This window comes from Bacillus sp. AC266, from assembly GCF_979253805.1.
Genome location: NZ_CEEDEC010000005.1, coordinates 142,391 through 165,614 on the forward strand (window position 1 = coordinate 142,391; position 23,224 = coordinate 165,614).

The window sequence follows — 23,224 nt, forward strand, 5'->3', positions numbered from 1 at the left end:
CAACTACGGTCTTTTAATGAACTTACAGCAATACGTTTTATGTTGGGGTAAAAGAAAATAGCTTTGGTTTTCCATTCAATTTCGCACTGTTAATTTGTACAGAACACATAGAATACTGTTTTTCACCCCAGATGTAATGACAACACCACACAAAAGAAACCACGATCCATTAAATGTAAATCCCCCTTCAAATATATTAATAATAATTATGTTGCCAATTATTAAAAGAATCCATGAAATGGAATACTGTTTTCCATTTGTAATATATAAAATTTCATCCTCATAACAGACTTTAATTCCCCCACCTTGCCAAACACCAATAGCGAAAGAAATAAGCGTAACTGCCAGTAACTCTGCTTGTAAATCCCTAGTCATTTGTTGCGGCGCCGTATAAGTAATAATCCCTATCATCATGAGAAAAGTTATAATATCTATCCAGTTTATTTTTCTTTGTTTGCTTTGCAGCCAAATAAAGAAAATTAATACAGGAATTAAAAGCAAAGTTTCCATTTAATTATTCTTCTTCCTTTCCTACATTAGAAACGTCTATAATTGTAATGCAATTAGATTGTTCTTAAATCTCTCATACTTTCTGAAGCATAACATGAGAAAGAAATAAAAAAATCGTACAAAAGGGCAAGCCTATAATGTACGATTGGGCATATATAATGTTTTAAAAATGAATTAACTTCCTTTCAATAGATACAGCTACTGCTTCTGACCGTGAATTAACACCTAATTTATTGTATATATTTGTTAAATATGCTTTTACCGTTCGCTCAGCTATTCCCATATCAAATGCAATTTCTTTATTCTTATATCCGCGCGCAATAGCTTTCAGCACAAACAATTCTTTAACCGTTAAGTTATTTTCTGCACCCTTATCAGCATGTACTTCTTTCCTTTTATACTTCACTATCTTTTCCATAATATTTGGTTGTAGTAAAATCTCACCTCGAATAGCCGCTTCCAATGTTCGAAACAAATTCTCACGATCCGTATCTTTTAGCAAATATCCTTTTGCCCCTAACTCAATTCCCTTTAACATTAATTCATCTTCGTTATAAGTAGTTAATATAATAATCGGCGTATGGTTTTGTTTTTCATTCAAAGCCTCAATTGTTTCTAAACCACTCATTTTAGGCATATTCAAATCCATTAAAATGACATCAGGTTTCTTCTTTTCTATGAAAGAAAGGGCTTCTTCTCCGTTTGCAGCCTCACCTATAATTTGAAATGAATCACTCGTTTCTATTATTAATTTCAGACCTTCTCTTACAACGAAATGATCATCTACAATTAATACGTTATGTTTCATGGCTATCTCCTTCTTTATTTATAGGCACTTGAATATACACTTTCGTACCTTTCATCTTTTCACTCAATATATGTATTTCTCCCTTAATCAATCGAACACGCTCATTTAGACCAATTAAACCATAATGTCCAGGATTCTTACCGATATATCTAGTGTCAAAACCAATTCCATTATCTTCAACTTCAATAGTAAGTTTTTCAAGATCATCGATATATTCAACATTTAAATTTACATCTGCTGCCTGTGAATGTTTTGCGATATTCGTTAAACATTCACTAATTACATATAAGCAGTGCTCTTTTACTACGCTTGAAATATACGGTGGACTTTGAATAGTAAGTCTCACATGTATAGACGTAGCTTCAGAAAAACGTTGAACCTCTTCTTTTACTGCTCCATTAAATGAATTAGTAGTATGACGCAAATCATCAATAACCAACCTTGCATCATGTAAAGTTTGTCTCGCTCTTATCATAGTTTGTTTCATAATCTCTTGAGATCGTCCTGTATTCCCTTTTTGCATATGGGCATCTATCGCTTCCAATTGCATAATTAAGCTTGCTAAACCTTGCGCTAACGTATCATGTAAATCTCTTGCCATACGCTGCCTTTCATTAGCTAATGTCAATTCTTCCACTCTCATATATGCAGACTCTAACTCTTGAATATAGCTCTGTATACGATTACGCGCATCAAATTGCTGCTTATTAATATAAGAAAAAGGAATAATAATTGCTAACACTAAAAGAAACATAGAGATAAGAATAGCTAATTTATTCACACCATAATTGATACTAATTGCAGCACAAAATATTGCATACATCAGAGTAAAAACTGCCATTACTTTAAATATATTGTTATAAACATATAAACTTTGGGCGATTAAAATAGGAGTTAATCCAACAAAAATCGCTATCGAAGCATTTGTTGCAATAAACGCAGCCAAAAACACAATGAAAAGTTGTACAAAAAAGAAGTACAACAATTGCCTATTTTTTAATGAACTCGCATACCAATGAAAAATAGTATGAATAACAATGACTATTGTAAAGAAAAAACTATCCATAGAGAAAATATTATTACGAAATTCTAAAAGTACTGAAGCTATATATACGAGTGTAATCCATAAAATAATAAACCTTCTTGGAATAAATACCACTTCCAATACATTTGTATCCAAATCTATATTTAAACTTATTTTTTTCATATCTGACCTCCACCATTACATTATACAAGATGCAACTTACATTTTGATAAAGTGAAGGCTTTTACATACAGCCCGACTCCCACAAATAGCGGGATAAGTCACTTATTCCTCTTCATCCTCATTACCAAATGCAAATATGAAATATTGCATATCGAAATGCATTGATGTTTATGTAAGATTATTATTCAGCAATCCATACAATGCTACATAATTAATGTATATTTTAAAAGTTTGCACAATCAAAATCTCCTCAAAGTATAAACGACGACTTTCCGTTCCCTTCTATCTAGTACTAATGAAATAACCCCTCAAACCAAAAATGCTATAATAAACCCAATCAAACTAAGGGGGAACATTTATCTTGCACGGAAAACACATTCAATTTCACAAGTTTGGTAACCCAAAAGATGTATTACAAGTTGAATATAAAAATATAGAACCATTAAAAGATAATGAAGTTTTAGCTCGTATGTTAGTTAGACCGATTAATCCATCTGACTTAATTCCCGTAACCGGAGCGTATGCACATAGAATCCCTTTACCTAACATCCCTGGTTATGAAGGTGTTGGTATTGTAGAAGATGTAGGCGCGGGCGTTACTAGAGACCTTATCGGTAAACGTGTTTTACCGTTACGCGGGGAAGGTACTTGGCAAGAATATGTGAAGACATCAGCTGATTTTGTAGTCCCTATTCCTGATTCCATCGATGATTTTACAGCAGCGCAAATGTATATTAATCCCCTTACAGCTTGGGTCACATGCACAGAAACGCTAAACTTAAAACAGAATGATATTTTATTAGTAAATGCTTGTGGATCCGCTATTGGTCATCTTTTTGCTCAGTTATCACAAATTTTAAACTTCCGATTAATTGCAGTTACGAGAAATAATAAGCATACAGAAGAATTACTGCGCCTCGGTGCCGAATATGTAATAGATACTTCCACTGCCCCGCTTTATGAAACAGTTATGGAGTTAACAAACGGGCTTGGTGCAGATGCAGCGATTGATTCTATCGGGGGACCGGATGGAAATGAATTAGCTTTCTCCTTACGTCCAAATGGGCGCTTTTTAACGATCGGCCTTCTATCAGGAATACAAGTTAACTGGGCAGAGATTGTCACGAAAGCAAAGGTGCACGCGAATATATTTCATTTACGACATTGGAATAAAGAAGTATCACCATATAAATGGCAAGAAACGTTTCGTCACTTAATTCGCCTAGTGGAAAATGAGCAATTACGTTTCATGACAGTCCATTCTACATATGACTTAGCAGATGTGAAAAGTGCGGTTGATATTGTGCAGTCTGCTGAGAAAACGAAGGGGAAAGTGTTTTTGACGAGTTAGTAAATGCTATTGAAAGATCTATTTTGATTGATTTTTTCAAAATAGATTTTTTTATGTCTTATAAACCCTATTTTAGTATCCCGGCTTCAACTACCTAAAAAATAACATTGTCAACAGAACTTAAATTGGTTATCATAAAAATAAATATAACAGGAGATGAGCAGATGAATATAAACGAAAAGAAATCTTTTTCAAAAGTTTCTCGGCGGAAATTAGTCGATGAAGTGCTAGAACGTCTACAAGAGAAAATCTTTTCTGGCGAGTATGAAGTTGGTGATCGCCTCCCTACAGAGCCGCAATTAATGGAAGAGTTAGGGGTAGGACGTTCAACGCTGCGAGAAAGCATAAAGATATTAGTACATGCTGGCATATTAGAAGTTCGACAAGGACAAGGTACTCGTATTGTCTCACTAAATACAGCGCAAGATTCATTTGAAAAACGACTGCAAGCAGCTAATATTAATCATGTGTATGAAGCAAGAAATATGTTAGATAAAGAAGTAGCGATGTTAGCGGCACAGCGCCGAAGCGAAGAGGATCTTTTATATTTAAAAGGACATTTGAATAAAAGAAAAAATGCCCTTCAAGAAGGAAATTATGTAGCATACATAGATGCAGATATTCAGTTTCATCTAGCAATTGCAAAGGCGAGCAAAAACGAAGTTCTACTTGATTTGTATCAATCTTTCGTACCTGCCCTTCGCCACATTTTAAGCCAATTAATATTAAATACAGTGAACTATGAAGATAACTCTGAAATTCATGAAAAATTATTCCAAGCTATTTTAAAACAAAATACCGAAGAGGCACGAACATACGCCGTTCAAAATTTGGAGCTGAAATAAGCTCCTTATATATTACACTTAAACATCAGATGATATACTCAATAACATCTGATGTTTATGAGAGGAGAAAATCAAATTGAAACATCAAGGACGAACTTATTTGTATATACTAGCACTATTTTTTGTTTCCATTAATTTACGTATCGGAATTACATCTATTTCACCTTTATTAGAAACCATCCGACAAGACTTAAATATAAGCAATTTTTCCGTTAGTTTTTTAACAGCTATTCCTGTTTTTTGTATGGGGACATTCGCCTTACTGACTGGGAAGGTAATTAAAAAATATGGGGCAGAAAAATCAATTATGGCTTGTCTTATTTTAATTGGCTTTGCTACATGTATGAGGGCTTTTACCTCTTCCATTTCCACATTATTCGCGAGCTCTTTATTTATCGGCATTGGAATTGCACTTGCAGGTCCGTTACTATCAGGTTTTATTAAAGAAAAATTCCCTACGAAAATCGGCTTAATGATTGGAATATATTCAGTAGGCATGGGAACTGGCGCTTCTTTAAGTGCAGGATTAACGATTCCTTTACAACATGTATTAAAAGACGATTGGAATATGGCACTCGCTTTTTGGGGTGTACTTACTATAATCGCTATTATATTTTGGTATCCGGTTATGAAACGAAAAAAGAATACGAGTACACAAGATAAAAAGAATAATAGCTTACCTTTAAGAAATAAAAAAGCATGGTTGTTCACAATCTTTTTCGGACTACAATCAGGAATCTTTTACTCCATTACGACTTGGCTTGCGCCAGCAAATCAAAGTATGGGTGTCAGTAGCGAACAAGCTGGTACTCTTATAACTGTTTTTACAGTGATTCAAATGATATGCAGCTTTTTAATTCCAACATTAGCGGATATTTATAAAAACCGAGCACTTTGGTTATTAGGAAGTATATGCTTTGTACTCGTAGGTTTATCGCTTATGATTTACCCATTAACTACACCATGGGTCCCTTCTATTTTACTAGGTATCGGGCTTGGCGGCGTATTTCCACTCGCTCTTATGCTACCGCTATATGAAACAAAAACTTCAGAAGATGCGAGTGCATGGACTGCTATGATGCAGTCAGGAGGATATATTATGGGCGGATTCATTCCTGTCCTAGCAGGAATCGCTCGTGACTATTTTAATAGTTATACGCAAATTTTTATTATAATGGCACTTTTAAGCTTCCTTTTATTCCTATTAACTTTAGTCATGAATAAAAGGAAAAGAAATGCAGAAGATCTTGTCTCCGCTTAAATTCAAAATGTTAATATATGGTATAATTTAATTAAAAACGAAAGGAGCTTCTAACATGTGGTTCATTTCGGCAATCGCGCCTGTTGTAATAGTTGGTGGAATTGTAGTATTTGTAATTAAAAGATTGGAACATAAATATAAGAACGGAAAATTAGGTAAGAAAAAAGCTCAAAAAGCTCAACTGTTATTAGATAGTTTAATACCTATGGGAATGCTTGTTGGCTGTATGATCGGTTTGATTTTCGGTATGTTTTTTCCGGATTTCTCACTGCTTTCCATTAGTTTAGGATCTGGAATAGGCTATTTATTTGGTTTTTTTGCCTATGAAATTTATTGCAAGACAGGAAACAACTTTTCCTAATCCAAAAAGAATAAGCGGGACAGTACATAGTCGTCATATAAAATATGTACTGTCCTTTATTTTTGCATCAACGTTATTACCTTACCTTCCACATCCTATACACCTTTTTTATTGATTTTCCTCTCCTCCCTCTTTTGTATATCTACTTTTTTATTTTCATTGGATCTATACCCATAGTAAAGTAGAGCACATGTAATAACTGAACCTACAATATATCCTAAAAAACATCCTAACCAAAACATAATGTGACTGCCTCCAATGCTTTATAAATTTTATGTAATACAACGCCTTACATGCTCAATCGTTTATTTCTATAAACTATACACTCTCTAAAGTTATTCATACCATTATTTCTCCCCTTACCTCAAATAACAATTTTATTATTTATCATAAAGTTAACACTCTCGTTAAACATATATAAAGATTGTTGTATTTCTTACTTTTCTCCTTGAAAACAATATATACTACATTTGAAATAAGCGGGTACGTCTGCTTATTATCTAAATTCCCGTGCAATACCCCCTCACGAAATGCTAGGAGCAACCCTAGCATTTTTTACAATAACGTTTTGCTCATTTTAAACATATATACAATATAACTTTTCAACTTATCATTTTAGCGAGTTAGTACATCCGCCCTCATCTTATTTTTTCCACTTATAAAAATCCGTCCACTCTTCTTCATTTTAACTTTAATCACGAAACAAAAAAATCCCCTCAAAGCATAAGCTTCAAGGGGTGAGCCTGTATTTTTACTTACTTATATACGTACAGCTGTACCACTTACAGCAACCATTAACATTCCATCACGAACAACTTCATAATCTACGTCAATACCAACGATAGCGTTCGCACCTTTTTGTTTTGCAAGTTCTTTCATTTCATCCATTGCAATATCACGAGCTTCTTTTAGCTTGCTTTCATAAGAACCAGCACGGCCACCGACAACATCACGAACTGACGCAAATAAATCACGAACAATATTTGCACCCATAATAGCTTCACCATTTACAATATCAATATACTCAATAATTTCTTTACCTTGAATTCCAGACGTTGTTGTTACAATCATGACTGACACTCTCCTAATAACTTATAGTTTTTTGATTAGCTTTCTTATGTCTTTATTATGACATGGAAAAAGTATCTAATCTATTGAATTACCTTACATGAATGTGACAATTTTGTAAGAATGAAACGCCTATTATTTTTAATAAAGCGCTTTAACATTCGGATATATAAACGATTCTCTATTTTCTTTCCAATCCTTTTCTACTTCTTTAAAAGTTGGTCGCCCTAACTCTTCCTTGTTTTCCTGTTTACGAAACCATTTCTTCACATACTTCTCCCCATTTTTATTTTGAACCGTACAAAGAAAACTATTACTACTATCCTTTAATATTTTTACAATCACGAAAAGACACCTCTTCCCTTTTTAATATCATAATAGAACTTGATCTTTTACTATAAGCCCTTCCTCTCTTATAGTCATACGACTCCTCGGCCGCGCCAAAGTTGTAAGATCAAAAAAACGATATTCACTATGTTTACATTTTGCATAATTGATATGTGAAGTAAATATTATTTAAAGAAATCAGAGTTATAGGCATTATGCTTATCAAATATTTTATAGATTTCTAACTTATCATCTAATTTTGCATCTACTAAAATTAATATATTTCCATCGTAAATGTATTCTTCATATTTTTTAGCATGTTCTTCGGGAATTCCTAATCCGATAAATGCGCCTATTAAACTTCCAGCTCCTCCGCCAATACCGGCTCCTCCAATAGCTGCTGCGATAGGTCCCGCTGCTACGATTGGACCCATTCCAGAAACAGCAAGTATACCAAGACCTGTTAATAAACCACCGAGTCCGCCTGCTACTCCTCCTGCCACAAGCCCTGTCGCTGAAAAGATATCCGCTTTATGTGCCGTTTCACTATTCACTTTTTCACCCGATTTTTCTTCCAGATGTTCAATTTCCTTTTGATCCTTCGCAATAGCTGAAATGTTACCCGCCGAGTATCCTTTATCTTTTAATTCATTAATAACGAATGCCGCATCATCAATTGTTCTAAAAATACCTACTATTTTTCTATCTACATCCATAACTATTAACCTCCTAAAGTTTTATATAATGTATCTTTATCTTTCTTCATTTCTGTATACACTAACCTTCTTATTAACATAACCATTTACGAAAAAAGCGAATAGTAACAGCATTACAAGCGAACTACTTAACAAGTAAATTAAATCAAATGTAATATCAATCATCATTTCATTCATGTATACCAGACTCCTTTTTATTTAAAGTAAAAGTATATTTTTATAGGCTAGAAATCTTATAATTCATCTTCAGTCAATCTCTTTCTAGTATATGTATACCCTTCGTAACCCTTTCTAAACGTAAAAAACTATAATTATATTTTTTCTTATTTATATGTTTAACATTTTTTAAAACGGGTATGTTTATATTGTTATGCTTACTATACAGAAAGGAATATTTCGATGAATGCAATCCAATCTACTACTATTCTTTATAATGAAACACCTACAATAAAGCAGATTCATCATTTTTATGCTTTAATGACAACATTTCAAACTAATTTATTTATAAGTAAACATGGAACACTTACTTCTATTAAAAGCTTAAGCACATTAATATCCTTTTTCCTTACTGTAAAAAAGAGAGAGCTTGTATTATTTATCTTTGAAGGAATAGATGCAAAAAAAGCTTTAAGCACACTCTTTCCTTCTTAAAAGTTTTATTATCCCCCTATTCCCTCGATCGTTACTTTTCATATATGTTTATATTTCAAAATGATTTCCTCTATTCAAAACGAGACCCCCTTATACAATAGGGGGATTTCTAGTTTGGCCTTATGAAAACTGATATAATATATATTACGTTTTTCATTCTTTACAATAGAAAACTTTGAATAACCTTGAAGGTAGGAATTTTTAATGAAATCGAAAGCAAAATTTAGTATTCGCTACAAAATTATGGCTGGTTATTTAGTTATGATTTTGTTCTTACTTATTTCTTTCATTATGTTAAACAATGAGATTTCCAATTTACAAAAATCTCGTAATTTTATTATTGATCACGATTTTAAAGTTCTTAATTTAACGAATCAAGTGGAGAAAGAATTGCTAACAATTGAAAATAAAGCGAAAGGATTTATTACTTCTAATGATGCAAATTACGTGCAATCCCTTAACACTGCGGAAAAGGATTACGAAAAACATTATCAAGATCTTTTGGCTCTATTAGAGGATAACCCCTCTCAGCAAGAAAAATTAAAACAGATTAATGAAAACATCAATAGTTGGATTAATAAAGAGATTCATCCATTAATTACAAATCATAATAGTAATAACATACAAGCAATCGACACGACTCAAATTCAGTCATTACAATCGCAGCTAACTAACTTCCGTGGTGTAGAGGAGCAACTAACGAAAAAAAGAGCTGCACAATTAGATACTGAAAATAATAAATTAGAGATTTGGTTATACAGTTTATTGTTCTTACTTTCTTGTATTTCTATTATCATTTCACTCTATATTTCGAATTCCATTACAAAAACGATTAAAAACGTAATTCAAGCTATTAAATCCATTTCTTCTAAAGAAAAAATTACTGAAAGAATTCATGTAAACACGCGGGATGAAATAAAAGATCTTGCTCATACAACGAACCACCTACTAGACGAAATATCTAAAAGAGAGTGGTTACAAACCGAGCTTGCAGAATTAATTTTAATGTATCAAGGTGTACCTTCTATTGAGATGTTAGGTAAAAAAATTCTTAGTGGAGTTATACAAAAAACGCAAACCTCTTGCGGTGCATTCTATGTACGTGAAGAAATTGAAGAAACTGTCTACTATGTGAAGAAAGCTTCTTTCGCCGATCAAGGTGCTGATATTGGAAAACAATCCATTAAAATAGGTGAAGGTTTAATTGGGCAATGTGCTTTAGAAAAACAAAGCTTTATTCTTCGAGAAATACCAGAAGAATTTCGTTATGTCACTAGTGGCTTATTAGAAATACGCCCTCAAAACCTACTAGTCATCCCTATCTTATTTGAAGATGAAGTGATTGCAGTAATGGAGTTAGTAAGTGTAACTGAGATTTCAGACTTACATCAAGATTTAATTCAACAAACTGTTGATAACCTAGGTCTAACAATCCATAGTATTATGGGACGTATGCGAATTCAAACGCTTTTACATGAATCACAAGCAATGACGGAGGAGTTACAAGTTCAATCAGAAGAATTGCAAACGCAAGCTGAAGAACTACAAATGCAAGCCGAAGAATTACGAACAACGAATGAACAACTAGAGTCTAGAACGGAAGAGGCTGAACAAAAGACAACTGATTTAGAAATTACTAAATCAGAATTAGAAGAAAAAGCAAGCGAAATATTACGTAGTTCAAAATACAAATCAGAATTCCTAGCAAATATGTCCCATGAATTACGAACACCGTTAAATAGTATTTTACTATTATCTGAAATGTTAAGAGAAAATCATGATAATCATTTATCCGATGATGAAATTGAATTAGCAACCGTCATTCATTCATCAGGGAAAGATTTACTTACTTTAATTAATGACATACTAGATTTATCTAAAGTAGAAGCTGGGAAACTAGATGTTATTTTTGAAGCAACGAACATAAGTGACATGGCAGCAAATATGCATCAAAACTTTTTACATATAGCTGCACAAAAAAATGTCGAATTTACTATTGAAGACAGTGATATTATTCCTGATTTATTTTATACAGATGCAAAGCGGATTGAGCAAATTATTAAAAATTTATTATCCAATGCATTTAAATTCACGGAAAAAGGATCCGTCTCTTTACATTTCGATCCGATAGAAACAACCAATTTGAGTAATGAAATGCAGTCTATAAGTAATGATTGGATTACAATTTCAGTAAAAGATACTGGTATTGGTATCGCTACAGAACAGCATCAACTTATTTTCGAAGCTTTTCAACAGGCAGATGGAGCAACGATTCGGAAATATGGTGGTACAGGCTTAGGATTATCTATTTGTAAAGAGTTTGCTAGATTATTAGGTGGTTGGATTACGTTAGAGAGTAATGTAGGAGAAGGCAGTACTTTCACAGTATATATTCCTAACCTTCCAAATGGGTTAACTGATATACAAGTATCCAATTTAGAAGTCGCAGCAACGATAGAAGATGTTATTCCTGCTGAAGTTATTGAGGAAACTATCGTGACGCCGGAAACAAATAACGTCTTCCAAGAGAAAACTATTTTAATTGTCGATGATGATCATCGAAATATATTTGCATTACAAAACGCATTAGAAAAACAACATGCCAACATTATTACTGCACAAAACGGCATAGAGTGTTTAGAAATACTAAAAAACAATACAAATATTGACCTTATTTTAATGGATATTATGATGCCGAATATGGACGGTTATGAAACGATGGAACATATCCGAATGAACTTAGGGTTCCATGAAATACCTATTATCGCATTAACTGCTAAAGCAATGCCAAATGATAAGGAAAAATGTTTATCTGCTGGCGCTTCAGATTATATAAGTAAACCATTAAATTTACATCAACTCTATTCGGTAATGAGTGTATGGTTAATAAAATAAGTGAGGTTTAATTTAAGTGGAAAATAAGTATTATAATTTTGATCCATCCGTAGATATGGATAAGCGTACGAACTTAGAAATTGAATTACTATTGGAAGCGGTATTTAAACTGTCAGGATTTGATTTTCGCCAATATGCTCGCACATCTATTTATAGAAGAATTTGTAATAGAATGCAGCTCTCTAATATCCCTACCATTTCAAAATTAATTGAAAAAGTAATTCATGAGGAAGGGTTTTTAGAACAGTTATTAAATGATTTCTCCATTAATGTAACTGAAATGTTCCGTAACCCTACTTTTTTTAAAGCGTTAAGAGAGCATGTTATTCCTGAATTAAAAAAGTATCCTGAAATTAGAATTTGGCATGCTGGATGCGCAACTGGTGAAGAAGTGTTATCAATGTCCATCTTACTTCACGAAGAAGGATTAAGTGAAAAAGCTGTTATTTACGCAACAGATATGAATACAAATGTGTTAGAAAAAGCAAAACAAGGCATCCTTCCGTTAAATAAAATGCAAACTTATACGAAAAACTATTTACAAGCTGGCGGTACACAAGCATTTTCTAACTATTATTCAACAGATAATCGTTTTGCTTATTTTAATCCATCCCTGTTACAAAACATTATTTTTGCGCAACATAATTTAGTAACCGATCAATCTTTTAACGAATTTCATATTATACTTTGCCGTAACGTTTTAATTTACTTTACGAGTAAACTTCAAAACCAAGTACAGCAACTATTTTATGAAAGTTTAGGCCACAATGGATTCCTATGTTTAGGAAATAAAGAAACTCTTCGTTTTTCACATATAATGCCGCATTATATCCAATTTAATCCTAACGAACAAATCTATCAAAAAATACAATAAAAAGCGTATGAAATCCTATGTTTGGATTTCATACGCTTTTTATTTCGCATTCGTTTGTATCATAATTAGACACATATCATCTGATTGTGTTTTCTTCTGTTCTTCCTTATAAAACCCTTCTATCTCTCCTTCTAAATCTCCCCATTTTCTTTCTGTAAAAGCACGTAATTTCTCTTCAGACTCAAATTCATCATGTGCAATTGCTTCAAGAACACCATCTGTAAATAATACAATTTGAGCGTTCTTCTCAAAAGGTATGACTGTCTTCTCGACTTTTATTTCATCAAAAAATCCTACCGCACAACTCCCGCGATTTAGTTCCACTACATTCTCTTCATCAACTAAAACGTATCCAGAAGGATGTCCTGCATTTACATATTCAATTGTTCTCTTTTCTGTATCAACTACTAAGTATATCGCTGTAAAATAATATGGAATATTGTCATTCTCATTATGTAAAAGAGTCATATATTTATTTAAGTCTTTAATGACAAGTTCCGGATCGATTAAATATTTAATCGATTCACGTAATACAGACGAAATAAACATACAAACTAATGAAGCAGATACACCATGTCCCATCACATCTAATAATATAATACCGTAGCGGTTTTCATCGATTTTATACCAATAATACATATCTCCAGCTAGTTTGAATGAAGGTAAGTAACTTGCTTCAATTTTTATATGATCTTCTCTTAATGGGCTACTTAATAAGTTTCTTTGTACTTGTGTAGCTAAATCTAATTCATTACGAAGATTTTCCTCTTGTTCTTTATGCCAATTCAATTCCGATTTCAAGCGTAATGCCACACGCATACGAGCTAACAATTCAACTTTATTTATAGGTTTCGTAATATAATCCATTGCGCCTATATCAAGCGCTTCAGCTAATTTATTCGCATCTTCTAAAGCTGTTACAAAAATAATAGGAATATCTTTAAACTTCTCCTCGTTTTGTAATCGCCTACAAACTTCAAGTCCATCAATCTCAGGCATCATGATATCTAATAGTATTAAATCAATTTCATTATGCCTGGAAGAATCTTTTCCAAAATGGGTGTATTCGAAAAGCTCTTGTGCAGAATTAAGCGATACAAGATCCTGATATCCGGCTTGTTTTAAAATTTTTTCAATTACAAAAATGTTAACCGGATTATCATCGACAATTAAAATGGACACAAGTTATTTCCCCTTTTCTTATTTAAAATGTAAATCTATTATCATTCTCTATTTTTCTAGTATTGCATACTCAGTTATAAAATAAAAATTTCCTACTCATACGTATTTATACAGCAAAAGAACAAACCCCCTAGAAATGAGAGTTTGTTCTTTCACTCTATAAAGTGAAACTTTAATCAGTGGGGGTTTTCTTCATCCCCCCACTGATTATTAGTTGAACCAATCGGACTTTTATGGGCAGTTGATCCCCCACCTAAATTCTTTGCTTTCGCTGCATTTTGAGGTGGGGGTCTTACTGCCCATTAAAGTGGGGTAAATTTCCACTTTTAATTTAACACCATTGCTTTGTCATTTAAAAGGCGATCTAATTCTTCCATATGATTTGTTTCATCTGCGATCATATCTTCTAACTTTACAACTAACTCTGTCATATTTAATTTCGCTGCCTGTTCTTTTCTCGTTTCATAACGCTTAATTGTTTCATATTCTGATTGTCTAGCGTATTCTAACATTTCTCTAACATCTTCTACTTGTTTCACTGGTAAAGGGATCGTAGTAGGTGTACCCCCTAGCGTCTTAATTTTCTCCGCTAAATATAGGGCATGTCCTTGTTCATCACTAATTTCAGATTCAAAGAAAGGTTTTAACACTTGTCTATATATACCAGAAACCGTAGCTGCATTATGGTTATACATAATAATTGCCGAGTATTCTCCTGCTAAATCTTCATTCAATCCTTCGATTAGTTCTTTCACATCGTGTGACATTTTAATATCTCCTCCTATACTTAATAACTACCCCTTTTCTCATGTTTTAAACATAATTATTTTAAATTTTTTATGTATCTAAAAACGCCGCTTGCTTCAATTTACTTATCGCTTGTCTTTTAATACGAGAAACGTGCATTTGTGAAATACCTAACCGTTCCCCTGTATCCTTTTGATTTAAATTTTCTCCAAATATATAATGAATAACACTCTTTTCCGTATCATTTAATACGTTAAAAATATCATCTAAAACGAGACGTCTTTCTGTCTGTTCATACCCTTGCTCTACTTCACCTACAGATTCAATTCTCGCTACCGAACTTCCATCAGATGAATTTTCAACTACATCATCTAAGGAAGATACTTGATAATTATTTTTAGCATCCATAATTTCTAGAACTTCCTCTTCGGATAGTCCTAAATGATTCGCAATCTCTATAATCTTCGGTGAACGTTGTAGGTGATCTGTTAGCTCCTCTATCGCAAGTTTAATTTTCCCGCCTAAATCTTTAATTCGCCTTGGAACATGAACGCCCCAAGTTTTATCACGTAAATACTTCTTTATTTCCCCTACTATCGTAGGTATTGCAAACGGTTCAAAAGCATTCCCTATCGAATAATCATACCTTCTTATTGCGCCTAAGAGCCCTAACATCCCTACTTGTATAATATCCTCATGCATCGGCCCACCTTTTGAATAGCGATATGCAATGGAATATACGAGATTTTTATAGTGATTAACCAACCTTTCCTGCGCTTCATCACATTGGTTTTGTTGGAATTCTGCAATTAGTTTAATAACGTCTTCTTTAGTAAGATTTGTAGGTTGAGATTGGATTTCCATCATTCTCCACCTGCTCTCTTTGTATATATTTTGTCATTAAAACTGTCATGCCCTCATCATGCATAATTTGTATATCATCCATTAACGTATTTATTAAATATAAACCTAAACCATTTTCCGGCAAATGTTCTACTGGTTTATTAATATCATACGGACCAACTTTACTTTTTAAGGTGCTAAAATCAAAGCTAACCCCATTATCCGCAACCATAATTTCTAATCGATTTTCATATAGACCAAAGACAATTATAATTTCTCCAACGTCTTCTTTATATGCATGTTGTACAATATTTGTACATGCTTCACTAATAGCAATTTTCATATCTTCTATATCGTCATAAGCAAAGCCCATTCGATTCGCAACACCAGCCATTGTTAAACGAATAATAGCCACATATTCTGCTTTTGCAGGAATTTTCATTTCTATCTTTTCAAATTTCTCCATCATCCCTAGTCACCTTCTTTCTACTTTTTCAAAATCTGAATTCAAATTTAATATTTCTGTTAGTCCTGTAATATCGAATAATCTTTTTAACCTTTTAGATACACCAATAAACTCTAGTTTCCCATCATTTTTCTTAATTGCTTTTAATAGCGCTATAAAAACGCCTAAACCTGTACTATCCATATAATCTACCTTATTAAAATCTACTACTATATAAACCTCTTTCTCACTTGCAATAGGCATTACCTTATTTTTTAAATCTGATGCCGTATACGCATCAATCTCACCATTAAGTTGTACTGTATAACCTAAATCATTTTGCAAAATATTTATTGCCAAATTCATCATTTCCGCCCCCTTATCTCAAACTACTACTATTTAATTACCCATAAAAATTAGTTTTAAACATATTTTTTCATTTTAATTATAAATAAATTTTCTACACCTTTCTCAGCTTAACACTAAAAAAAATACTACCAAATGTTTAAACCTTATAAATTTGTGTATGTATAATGTATAAACATTATTTTTAGGGGGATCTATCTATGGAAGAGCACAGCTTTAAAAAGGGAGATTTTGTTCAATTTTCTTATCGACACGATCATGCTACAAAATTAATTGGTTCCATTATTAACATACTAACGAATACAATTGTAGTTGATATAGGTAATAGCGAGGACTTATCTCATATAGAACCGAGGCAGGTCGTAAGAATAAATAATTGTAAAAAAGTAACGATAGCTTAATATGTAATCTCAATCAGTGGGGCCATCCTCACTGATTCCTATGTAAAATACATTAAAAAAGCATCCAAATCATTTTAATTGGATGCTTTTTTATGTATATTTATTAGTTTTTTAACTTTATAGCTATATATAATAAACTTAAGATTACTATTCATTATCATACTTACGCTTTCCGTAGCATTCTAGAAAAGAATGTAACGATTAAAATAAAGACGATTGCACCTAATAAAGCTGGAAGAATAAAGATGCCTCCCCATTCAGGGCCCCAGTGACCAAATAACGCACTACCTACCCAAGATCCGATTAATCCGGCAATAACATTACCAACTATACCTAAAGGAAAATCTTTTCCCGTAATCATTCCAGCTAACATACCAATAAGTCCACCTACAATACACGTAATAATAAGTCCCACAATTAGACCTCCTATATTATTTTTATAATGGATTTATCAAGCTTTGGCGTTTAACCAAAGCTTGATAAACATGTATTACTCTTTGTTATCCAATCCATCACTTATCTTTTGTTTCACTTTTCCGACTTTTTCTTTTACAGTTCCCTTCGTCTTCTCCCACTTCCCTTCATTTTTCAACTCTCTATCTTCTGTAACTTCACCAATTCCTTCTTTTACTTGCCCCTTTTTCTTTTCAACTTTACCAGTAATTTGTTCTTTTAGCCCGCTCTCACTCATATTTCCAATCTCCTTTTCGTAATAGATTTGTAGATTTAAAGAGTATGAATTTAAATAGAATACGTGCATCTTCTTTCTTGTAACCATTCACCGACTCTTTCTAAATCCTTAACGAATAATAAGATTTTCCCTTCATCCAGTTTTTCTTCATAAAAGTTAGCTTCTTCCTCATTAAGTCCTAACTCTTGCATCTTATTTCTTAACTGATTTCCCGTTTTTTGAAAGACATTAATAATACTTGTCCCAAGTCCCTCTTCTTTTATTCCAATTGTATTCACGTCTGCATTGTCTGCGATTCTATCTGTCCTTTCTTTCTCATGTGTTAATACGTAAATATCTTTTTGGTCGATTCCTTTCTTCACTAGATCATTCGCCGCATTCATGACCTCTTTCTCCGTAATAAATTCATATACAAAAGGTTTACTATACTTCGTTTCCATCTTTAACTTCCTCCTCTAAAATGAATTATTTGTTATATTATATGTAATACACCCATTTTCGAAATGTTAAACATAAAATATGAAAAAAATTATGTGAATTTTGATTTTGATAGAGAATGAACCGCATATTTTTCATATATACGCTTCATATTATTCATACGAACATCATTAAAACTAGTAAACATGTCTCCCTACGACTTACAAAATGATCTCCTTACAATAACTACCTAAAATAACAGAAAATTGTTATAATTAAACGTAAGGAGGGATACTATGAAAAAAATCATATCTATATGCGCTCTAACCGCTCTATCTTTCACTTTAATAGGTTGTACAAGCACTTCTACTACAAATAATACTCCAACAACTAAGCAAGAAAATACGAAAAATACCATTCAATTAAACTCTGCAGACATTACCAACATTGAGATGCTTAGAACAACAAGTAATACTAGTTCCAAATCTCAAACAGATAACGAGGAAATGATAAAATCTATCGTTTCAGCAGTTCAAAAAGGCACTCCTAAAACAATCAAACTAGATCAAAAAAAGAAACAATCTGCGCATTCTACTATAACCGTTACATATAAAGATGACTCAAAAGAAGAGTTTCTTGTGTGGGTTGATAATAAGGAACAAATTACGATTGTTAAAGATGAGAAGAAAGATAAAGTAGAAGGTGTGACATTGAACATTGAAGACGCTAAAATGATGAAGGATTTCTTTAAAAATGACAAAAGGTAAAAGAATCCCCATCAACTTAAGGATTCAAAATTAGCACAAAATTTTGTTCAGAAACACTATAAAATTCCAGCCTAATAGGTCAGTGGCGAGACCGTATATTATTAAACTTGAAATGTTTCAAATCGAAGGAAGACACCTTATAAGGTGTCTTTTCTTCATGAAAGAATCCCCGTGCTAAACAAAAAATAAAATAAGCTGTCCATATGGACAGCGCATTTACATAATTATCATTATTGGAAGTGAAAAGCCTCAATTCAAATCCAGTTATCATTGTTCTAATGTCACTAATGTTGATTGGGTTACATTAGAACTCAATATGTTATATGGTCGTTTGTCTTTTAGCGAACTAAAATCATAATTTGATTTGGTCCTGTGCGCTTCATTACTCGATATCCTTCACTTGACGCAGTTGCGATACCTTCACTATTAGGTTTACAATATTTCTTTGGCTGACATGTTCCATCATCTCGAACCAGAAGTTTTCCAACAAGACCAACAGGTACCCATTCAGGTCTTTGCAAACGTGGGATATACTCTTGTGAGGAGTCCCATTCAGGATTTAATATAGGTTCGAGTTTTGTAAAGGAGGGGTGAATCACTTTTCCATCGTCATCTTTTTTTTCTGGTACAATAACTTCATGATATTGAGTTCTTCCCCATTCATCTTTTACGAAGAGATTATGCCAACGTAAATCACTTGAATCTGCAATCATTGCTGGAGTTGCACTCACTACCCCTAGAATATAATCATCATTTGCATTCGCTTTTCGTATTTTGTCACCATCTCCATCTAAAGTTACAAAGTATCCAACATCAATCGAGTTTCCATCAACGGTTTCAAACATTTCTGCATAATCCGCAGCAGCAGGAGATAATACAACACCGTCAAGGTAAAGATTTCCTGTTGCTCCTTCAATTACAGCGGAATTTAATGATGGTCCAATACCAACACCATTTGCTAAATGCCAAGAAAAAGGGAATCGTGTAGTTCCATCGTGTCCCATAATATGAGAACCTGGATGAATTATATTTACAATGGTATTTAGACCTTCAGCGTGGGAAAAAAGTCCATTTGCTGTTGTGCTAAATCCTTCGGCATGGGAGGTAGTTGCACTTGCTATTGTGCCACTTCCTTCGGCATGGGAGGCACTTCCGCTTGCTGTTGTGCCAACTCCTTCGGCATGGGAGAAATCTCCACTTGCTATTGTGCCACTTCCTTCGGCATGGGAGAAATCTCCACTTGCTGTTGTGCCACTTCCTTCGGCATGGGAGGCAAATCCATTTGCAACAGTACTATTTCCTTCTGCCACAGAACATCCGTTATCGGGGTCAGTTCTAATACAGCTTGTTGCTGTTGGTCCTGTTGGCCCCGTTTCTCCTGTTGGTCCTGTTAATCCTGTTGGTCCCGTTGCTCCTGTTGATCCTATTGGTCCTGTTAATCCTGTTGGCCCCGTTTCTCCTGTTGATCCTATTGGTCCTGTTAATCCTGTTGGCCCCGTTTCTCCTGTTGATCCTGTTGGTCCTGTTGGTCCTGTTGGTCCTGTTGGTCCTGTTGGTCCTGTTGGTCCTGTTGGCCCCGTTTCTCCTGTTGATCCTGTTAATCCTGTTTCTCCTGTTGGTCCCGTTGCTCCTATTGGTCCTGTTAATCCTGTTGGCCCCGTTTCTCCTGTTGGTCCCGTTTCTCCTGTTGATCCTGTTGGTCCTGTTGGCCCCGTTTCTCCTGTTGGTCCTGTTGGAAATGTAAAAGAAGGAATTGGTGGTAATGTAGGACCAATTAAATTTGGATCTAATGCAGCACCACTCAAAAAATCATCCGGTATTAGATCTTTCCATTTTTTTCATTTAACATATTTCACCCCTAAAAAACTTTTATCATAATTAGTAAATGTATTAGGGGAAAAAATGACATCAATAAAAATACGTTAAATCATTTTTATGAAGAATGATATATATAAACAATTTTTCTTTAATAAACTAATTTCATATTTTATATCGCTTTTTATACAATATAAAAAATATTTCTATTTTGGGATTTGTATACTTTATTCATATGAAGTTAACATAACGTCCCACTATCGGTAGCAAAGAAAAAGGAGATTCCCTACTCTCACAAGGAAACTCCTTTTTCTTTTTCTATGACTCTATTGATTATATATATTCCTATCCTGGCATGGTTATAAGTTTTTCATTTGTTACTGGATTAGCCGCAAAGCTGTATAAAACCTTGCATGCTCTTAGCGTGGGTTTTTTCCAAAATGCTGGCGGTACCCCATCGCCAGCAAGTTAAGGGTGCTAAGAGGATATATGAATTATCATAACAACTAAATTAAATATTGTGGATTTTTACATTTTTATATAAGAAATTTTTATTTCTGTCATTTCTCAAAATCCTGAATCTTATTATACTATGGCAAAACATCGCTATAGAGAGAATAGTTAAAAACTCTTGATTTGTAGATACCTAAATCATTGCTACACAGCTCTCATCTATAAAACAAAAAAGTGAGATGGAATTTTTTTTGGTACACTTCAAAATATTAGATTGATGGGCATGTGGTGGTACCCCATTTATTATTTCCAAATCCATTTAGAATGTTCAATAAATGGGGGCAGATTATGTTGATATTCCGTATAAATAATATCATTACATTAATTTTCTTTCGGAAGTACAATTCCTTTGTACAATTGAACTGTAATCAAATAGTAAATCGAGTAAATCACTACGAAAATAATAATTGGTAGCCAAATACGAAAGTACGGATCAGCCAAAAGAACGCTGAACATGTTCATACCAATTAATACGTGAACAATACCCACAATTGCTGGGACTAAAAATATAAAGAATAACTCCTTATAAATCGATTTTATTAATAACTCCCGGCGAACACCGATTTTACGAAGCATTTGATAACGTGTACTATCTTTGGATGCACCGGATAGAATTTTAAACATTAAGCAGCTTGCCATCATTGCTAAAAATGCAACCCCAACGAAAAAACCCATAAACATTAGTCCGCTGGAAAAATCATGACTCACAATATACGCTTGATACTTACTATCCAATTCTTCCGCCTTCACATTTTTATATTTTGATATCTGTAATTCATCAAGTTTTTTCCATTCTTTTATGTATGATCCAAAATCATCTGTTTTCCCGATAAACACAGTACTTTCTTTACCCTTCAACCCATCGTATATGTTTTGATCTACAATTTTCATTTCATAATCAGGATATAAATAATTTGGCTGGATCGTTCTGAAAGCCTGGATCCATTGTTTTGTGTCGGTCTCTCCTTTAACCCATTTTATTGAAAATGCACCAATGGGTAATCTCTCTGAAACTTTTTCTATTTTCATACCTTGCAAGAAAGGGCGATTTTTTTCTAAATCTTCTTTAAGATAATAAACATACCTATCATCAACTTTGTAATGATATTCAAGTTTTTCTTGAAATAAGATACCACCCAAAATTTTCTTTTCTTCCGCTGTTGGATTATGAATGACTGAATCGTAAATTCGCATTTGATCTGTCATTTTTAGGATGTTGTTTTTAAATGCCATACCACAAGCAATTCCACCAGCACCAAGAGCCACTAAGATTGCTACTGTTGCAAGCACATTTGTTAGACCATTAATGCGGAAATTTAATTGTGCAAAAGTAAAAGCATTGAGGCCCTTTTCACTACGTTTTTTATTACTCTTTAACTTGTTTATCATAACTGGGAGAAGTGATCCAAATATAAGGTAAGTACCAACGGTTGCTGTGATTAATCCAAGGGCCATTAATCCCAAAACAATTAGCGAATTTGCATGAGAAATATAAATCAGTGATGCATAACCAATACCTAATAAAAGAATACCAAGGAATGCAACTACAACTGTCATTTTTCCTTTTACGGCGACACGTTCTGTTTGTGCATCTGCATGTACAAGTTGTAATACAGAAATACGCGATAATTTAATACTATTCATAATTGCTGATAATACAAATAGTGCAAAGAAGAAGGCACAAGTAATAGTCATAGATGGCAGATAAAATGATTTATAACCTTCACCAGCAAACTCGAGTTGTTTCATTAATAACTGACCGATACCTTCTGCAAGTCCTACACCAATTGTAATTCCAATCAAAAGAGATGTGGCACCTAATATGATTGTTTCGATAAACATAAGTAAGGTAACTTTATGCTTTTTTGCTCCTAACATCATATACATACCAAATTCTTTTTGGCGAAGAGCTGATAAGAAAGAGTTTGCATATAAAATATAGAAAAATGTGATAACCGCTAACAAAAAGGAACCAATTTTAAATACAGACACAATATCCCTAATAGAAGAGTTAGATTCAAGGAACGTTTTATTGGATGCTAGCGTTTGAAACATATAAAAAGTTGAAATAGAGACAATAAGGCCAACAAGTAAGACAATGTAATCTTGGAACTTACTTTTTAGGCCTGACATGGAAAGCTTAAATAGCATGATTGAACTTCC

The 23,224-nt window shown here is 33.3% G+C and carries 26 protein-coding genes; 9 read left to right on the forward strand and 17 right to left on the reverse strand.

Going from position 1 to position 23,224, the window contains the following annotated elements:
- Positions 1-75: 75 nt before the first annotated feature.
- The 3 genes from AC0IXC_RS20685 to AC0IXC_RS20695 all read right to left on the reverse strand — a co-directional run bounded on the left by AC0IXC_RS20685 (position 76) and on the right by AC0IXC_RS20695 (position 2,525).
- Positions 76-510 (reverse strand): hypothetical protein, encoded by a 435-nt coding sequence (locus AC0IXC_RS20685; protein WP_471653211.1) that lies wholly within the window; start codon positions 508-510, stop codon positions 76-78.
- Positions 511-673: 163 nt separating this feature from the next.
- The gene (locus AC0IXC_RS20690) at positions 674-1,318 is read right to left on the reverse strand and encodes a response regulator (protein WP_002188596.1); all 645 of its coding nucleotides are present in this window, start codon (positions 1,316-1,318) and stop codon (positions 674-676) included.
- The gene (locus AC0IXC_RS20695) at positions 1,308-2,525 is read right to left on the reverse strand and encodes a sensor histidine kinase (protein ID WP_471653212.1); all 1,218 of its coding nucleotides are present in this window, start codon (positions 2,523-2,525) and stop codon (positions 1,308-1,310) included. The genes AC0IXC_RS20690 and AC0IXC_RS20695 overlap by 11 nt, the downstream gene beginning before the upstream one ends.
- 361 nt (positions 2,526-2,886) lie before the next feature.
- Here AC0IXC_RS20695 and AC0IXC_RS20700 point away from each other — a divergent pair, with 361 nt between their 5' ends.
- The 4 genes from AC0IXC_RS20700 to AC0IXC_RS20715 all read left to right on the forward strand — a co-directional run bounded on the left by AC0IXC_RS20700 (position 2,887) and on the right by AC0IXC_RS20715 (position 6,343).
- Positions 2,887-3,876, forward strand: a complete 990-nt coding sequence (locus AC0IXC_RS20700; protein ID WP_471653213.1) for a zinc-dependent alcohol dehydrogenase family protein — start codon at positions 2,887-2,889, stop codon at positions 3,874-3,876.
- Between the two features lie 164 nt (positions 3,877-4,040).
- A complete protein-coding gene (locus tag AC0IXC_RS20705) occupies positions 4,041-4,721 on the forward strand; it encodes a FadR/GntR family transcriptional regulator (protein WP_471653214.1) in 681 nt (226 codons plus the stop codon).
- A gap of 76 nt (positions 4,722-4,797) precedes the next feature.
- Positions 4,798-5,982 (forward strand): MFS transporter, encoded by a 1,185-nt coding sequence (locus tag AC0IXC_RS20710; protein WP_471653215.1) that lies wholly within the window; start codon positions 4,798-4,800, stop codon positions 5,980-5,982.
- 55 nt (positions 5,983-6,037) lie between these two features.
- Positions 6,038-6,343 (forward strand): hypothetical protein, encoded by a 306-nt coding sequence (locus AC0IXC_RS20715; protein WP_471653216.1) that lies wholly within the window; start codon positions 6,038-6,040, stop codon positions 6,341-6,343.
- Positions 6,344-7,102: 759 nt separating this feature from the next.
- Here the strand turns inward: AC0IXC_RS20715 and AC0IXC_RS20720 are convergent.
- The 4 genes from AC0IXC_RS20720 to AC0IXC_RS20735 all read right to left on the reverse strand — a co-directional run bounded on the left by AC0IXC_RS20720 (position 7,103) and on the right by AC0IXC_RS20735 (position 8,631).
- Positions 7,103-7,414, reverse strand: coding sequence for a YbjQ family protein (locus tag AC0IXC_RS20720; RefSeq protein WP_000637510.1), 312 nt, complete (start codon positions 7,412-7,414; stop codon positions 7,103-7,105).
- 138 nt (positions 7,415-7,552) lie between these two features.
- The gene (locus AC0IXC_RS20725) at positions 7,553-7,756 is read right to left on the reverse strand and encodes a DUF4028 family protein (protein ID WP_215590856.1); all 204 of its coding nucleotides are present in this window, start codon (positions 7,754-7,756) and stop codon (positions 7,553-7,555) included.
- Positions 7,757-7,923: 167 nt separating this feature from the next.
- Positions 7,924-8,454, reverse strand: a complete 531-nt coding sequence (locus AC0IXC_RS20730) for a general stress protein (RefSeq protein WP_002011077.1) — start codon at positions 8,452-8,454, stop codon at positions 7,924-7,926.
- A 36-nt stretch (positions 8,455-8,490) separates the two neighbouring features.
- Positions 8,491-8,631 carry a hypothetical protein gene (locus AC0IXC_RS20735; protein ID WP_002011076.1) on the reverse strand — a complete coding sequence of 47 codons (141 nt, stop codon included), beginning with the start codon at positions 8,629-8,631 and terminating at the stop codon, positions 8,491-8,493.
- A 222-nt stretch (positions 8,632-8,853) separates the two neighbouring features.
- Here AC0IXC_RS20735 and AC0IXC_RS20740 point away from each other — a divergent pair, with 222 nt between their 5' ends.
- From AC0IXC_RS20740 to AC0IXC_RS20750, 3 genes are all read left to right on the forward strand, one after another.
- Complete coding sequence (locus tag AC0IXC_RS20740; RefSeq protein ID WP_002140683.1) at positions 8,854-9,105, forward strand: hypothetical protein; 252 nt, start codon at positions 8,854-8,856, stop codon at positions 9,103-9,105.
- A 204-nt stretch (positions 9,106-9,309) separates the two neighbouring features.
- A complete protein-coding gene (locus tag AC0IXC_RS20745; RefSeq protein ID WP_471653217.1) occupies positions 9,310-12,000 on the forward strand; it encodes a response regulator in 2,691 nt (896 codons plus the stop codon).
- A 16-nt stretch (positions 12,001-12,016) separates the two neighbouring features.
- Positions 12,017-12,874, forward strand: coding sequence for a CheR family methyltransferase (locus tag AC0IXC_RS20750; protein ID WP_002140680.1), 858 nt, complete (start codon positions 12,017-12,019; stop codon positions 12,872-12,874).
- 39 nt (positions 12,875-12,913) lie between these two features.
- Here AC0IXC_RS20750 and AC0IXC_RS20755 read toward each other — a convergent pair whose 3' ends face one another.
- From AC0IXC_RS20755 to rsbV, 5 genes are all read right to left on the reverse strand, one after another.
- Complete coding sequence (locus tag AC0IXC_RS20755; protein WP_471653218.1) at positions 12,914-14,056, reverse strand: SpoIIE family protein phosphatase; 1,143 nt, start codon at positions 14,054-14,056, stop codon at positions 12,914-12,916.
- 326 nt (positions 14,057-14,382) lie between these two features.
- Positions 14,383-14,823, reverse strand: coding sequence for a ferritin-like domain-containing protein (locus tag AC0IXC_RS20760; protein WP_000017756.1), 441 nt, complete (start codon positions 14,821-14,823; stop codon positions 14,383-14,385).
- 70 nt (positions 14,824-14,893) lie between these two features.
- Positions 14,894-15,670, reverse strand: coding sequence for an RNA polymerase sigma factor SigB (gene sigB, locus AC0IXC_RS20765; protein WP_002188580.1), 777 nt, complete (start codon positions 15,668-15,670; stop codon positions 14,894-14,896).
- Entirely contained in the window at positions 15,633-16,115 is a 483-nt protein-coding gene (gene rsbW / locus AC0IXC_RS20770) for an anti-sigma B factor RsbW (protein ID WP_340850908.1), read from the reverse strand. Before rsbW ends, sigB begins: the two co-directional genes overlap by 38 nt.
- 6 nt (positions 16,116-16,121) lie before the next feature.
- A complete protein-coding gene (gene rsbV / locus AC0IXC_RS20775) occupies positions 16,122-16,460 on the reverse strand; it encodes an anti sigma b factor antagonist RsbV (protein WP_002011067.1) in 339 nt (112 codons plus the stop codon).
- 197 nt (positions 16,461-16,657) lie between these two features.
- Between rsbV and AC0IXC_RS20780 the strand changes: the two genes are divergently transcribed.
- A complete protein-coding gene (locus tag AC0IXC_RS20780; RefSeq protein WP_002140674.1) occupies positions 16,658-16,858 on the forward strand; it encodes a methyltransferase in 201 nt (66 codons plus the stop codon).
- Between the two features lie 163 nt (positions 16,859-17,021).
- Here AC0IXC_RS20780 and AC0IXC_RS20785 read toward each other — a convergent pair whose 3' ends face one another.
- The 3 genes from AC0IXC_RS20785 to AC0IXC_RS20795 all read right to left on the reverse strand — a co-directional run bounded on the left by AC0IXC_RS20785 (position 17,022) and on the right by AC0IXC_RS20795 (position 17,989).
- The gene (locus tag AC0IXC_RS20785; protein ID WP_000522906.1) at positions 17,022-17,273 is read right to left on the reverse strand and encodes a GlsB/YeaQ/YmgE family stress response membrane protein; all 252 of its coding nucleotides are present in this window, start codon (positions 17,271-17,273) and stop codon (positions 17,022-17,024) included.
- A 75-nt stretch (positions 17,274-17,348) separates the two neighbouring features.
- Complete coding sequence (locus AC0IXC_RS20790; protein WP_000004264.1) at positions 17,349-17,549, reverse strand: CsbD family protein; 201 nt, start codon at positions 17,547-17,549, stop codon at positions 17,349-17,351.
- A 50-nt stretch (positions 17,550-17,599) separates the two neighbouring features.
- On the reverse strand, positions 17,600-17,989 hold the full coding sequence (locus AC0IXC_RS20795; protein WP_471653219.1) for a YflT domain-containing protein: 390 nt from the start codon (positions 17,987-17,989) through the stop codon (positions 17,600-17,602).
- Positions 17,990-18,262: 273 nt separating this feature from the next.
- On the opposite strand from AC0IXC_RS20795, the gene AC0IXC_RS20800 reads away from it, so the two are divergent.
- Positions 18,263-18,733 (forward strand): hypothetical protein, encoded by a 471-nt coding sequence (locus AC0IXC_RS20800; RefSeq protein WP_215590852.1) that lies wholly within the window; start codon positions 18,263-18,265, stop codon positions 18,731-18,733.
- Positions 18,734-19,071: 338 nt separating this feature from the next.
- On the opposite strand, the gene AC0IXC_RS20805 is transcribed toward AC0IXC_RS20800, so the two are convergent.
- Together AC0IXC_RS20805 and AC0IXC_RS20810 are read right to left on the reverse strand one after the other, a co-directional pair.
- Complete coding sequence (locus AC0IXC_RS20805) at positions 19,072-20,538, reverse strand: peptidase G2 autoproteolytic cleavage domain-containing protein (protein ID WP_471653220.1); 1,467 nt, start codon at positions 20,536-20,538, stop codon at positions 19,072-19,074.
- Between the two features lie 844 nt (positions 20,539-21,382).
- Positions 21,383-23,212: an FtsX-like permease family protein gene (locus AC0IXC_RS20810; RefSeq protein ID WP_471653221.1), complete on the reverse strand. Its 1,830-nt coding sequence runs from the start codon at positions 23,210-23,212 to the stop codon at positions 21,383-21,385.
- Positions 23,213-23,224 lie beyond the last annotated feature (12 nt).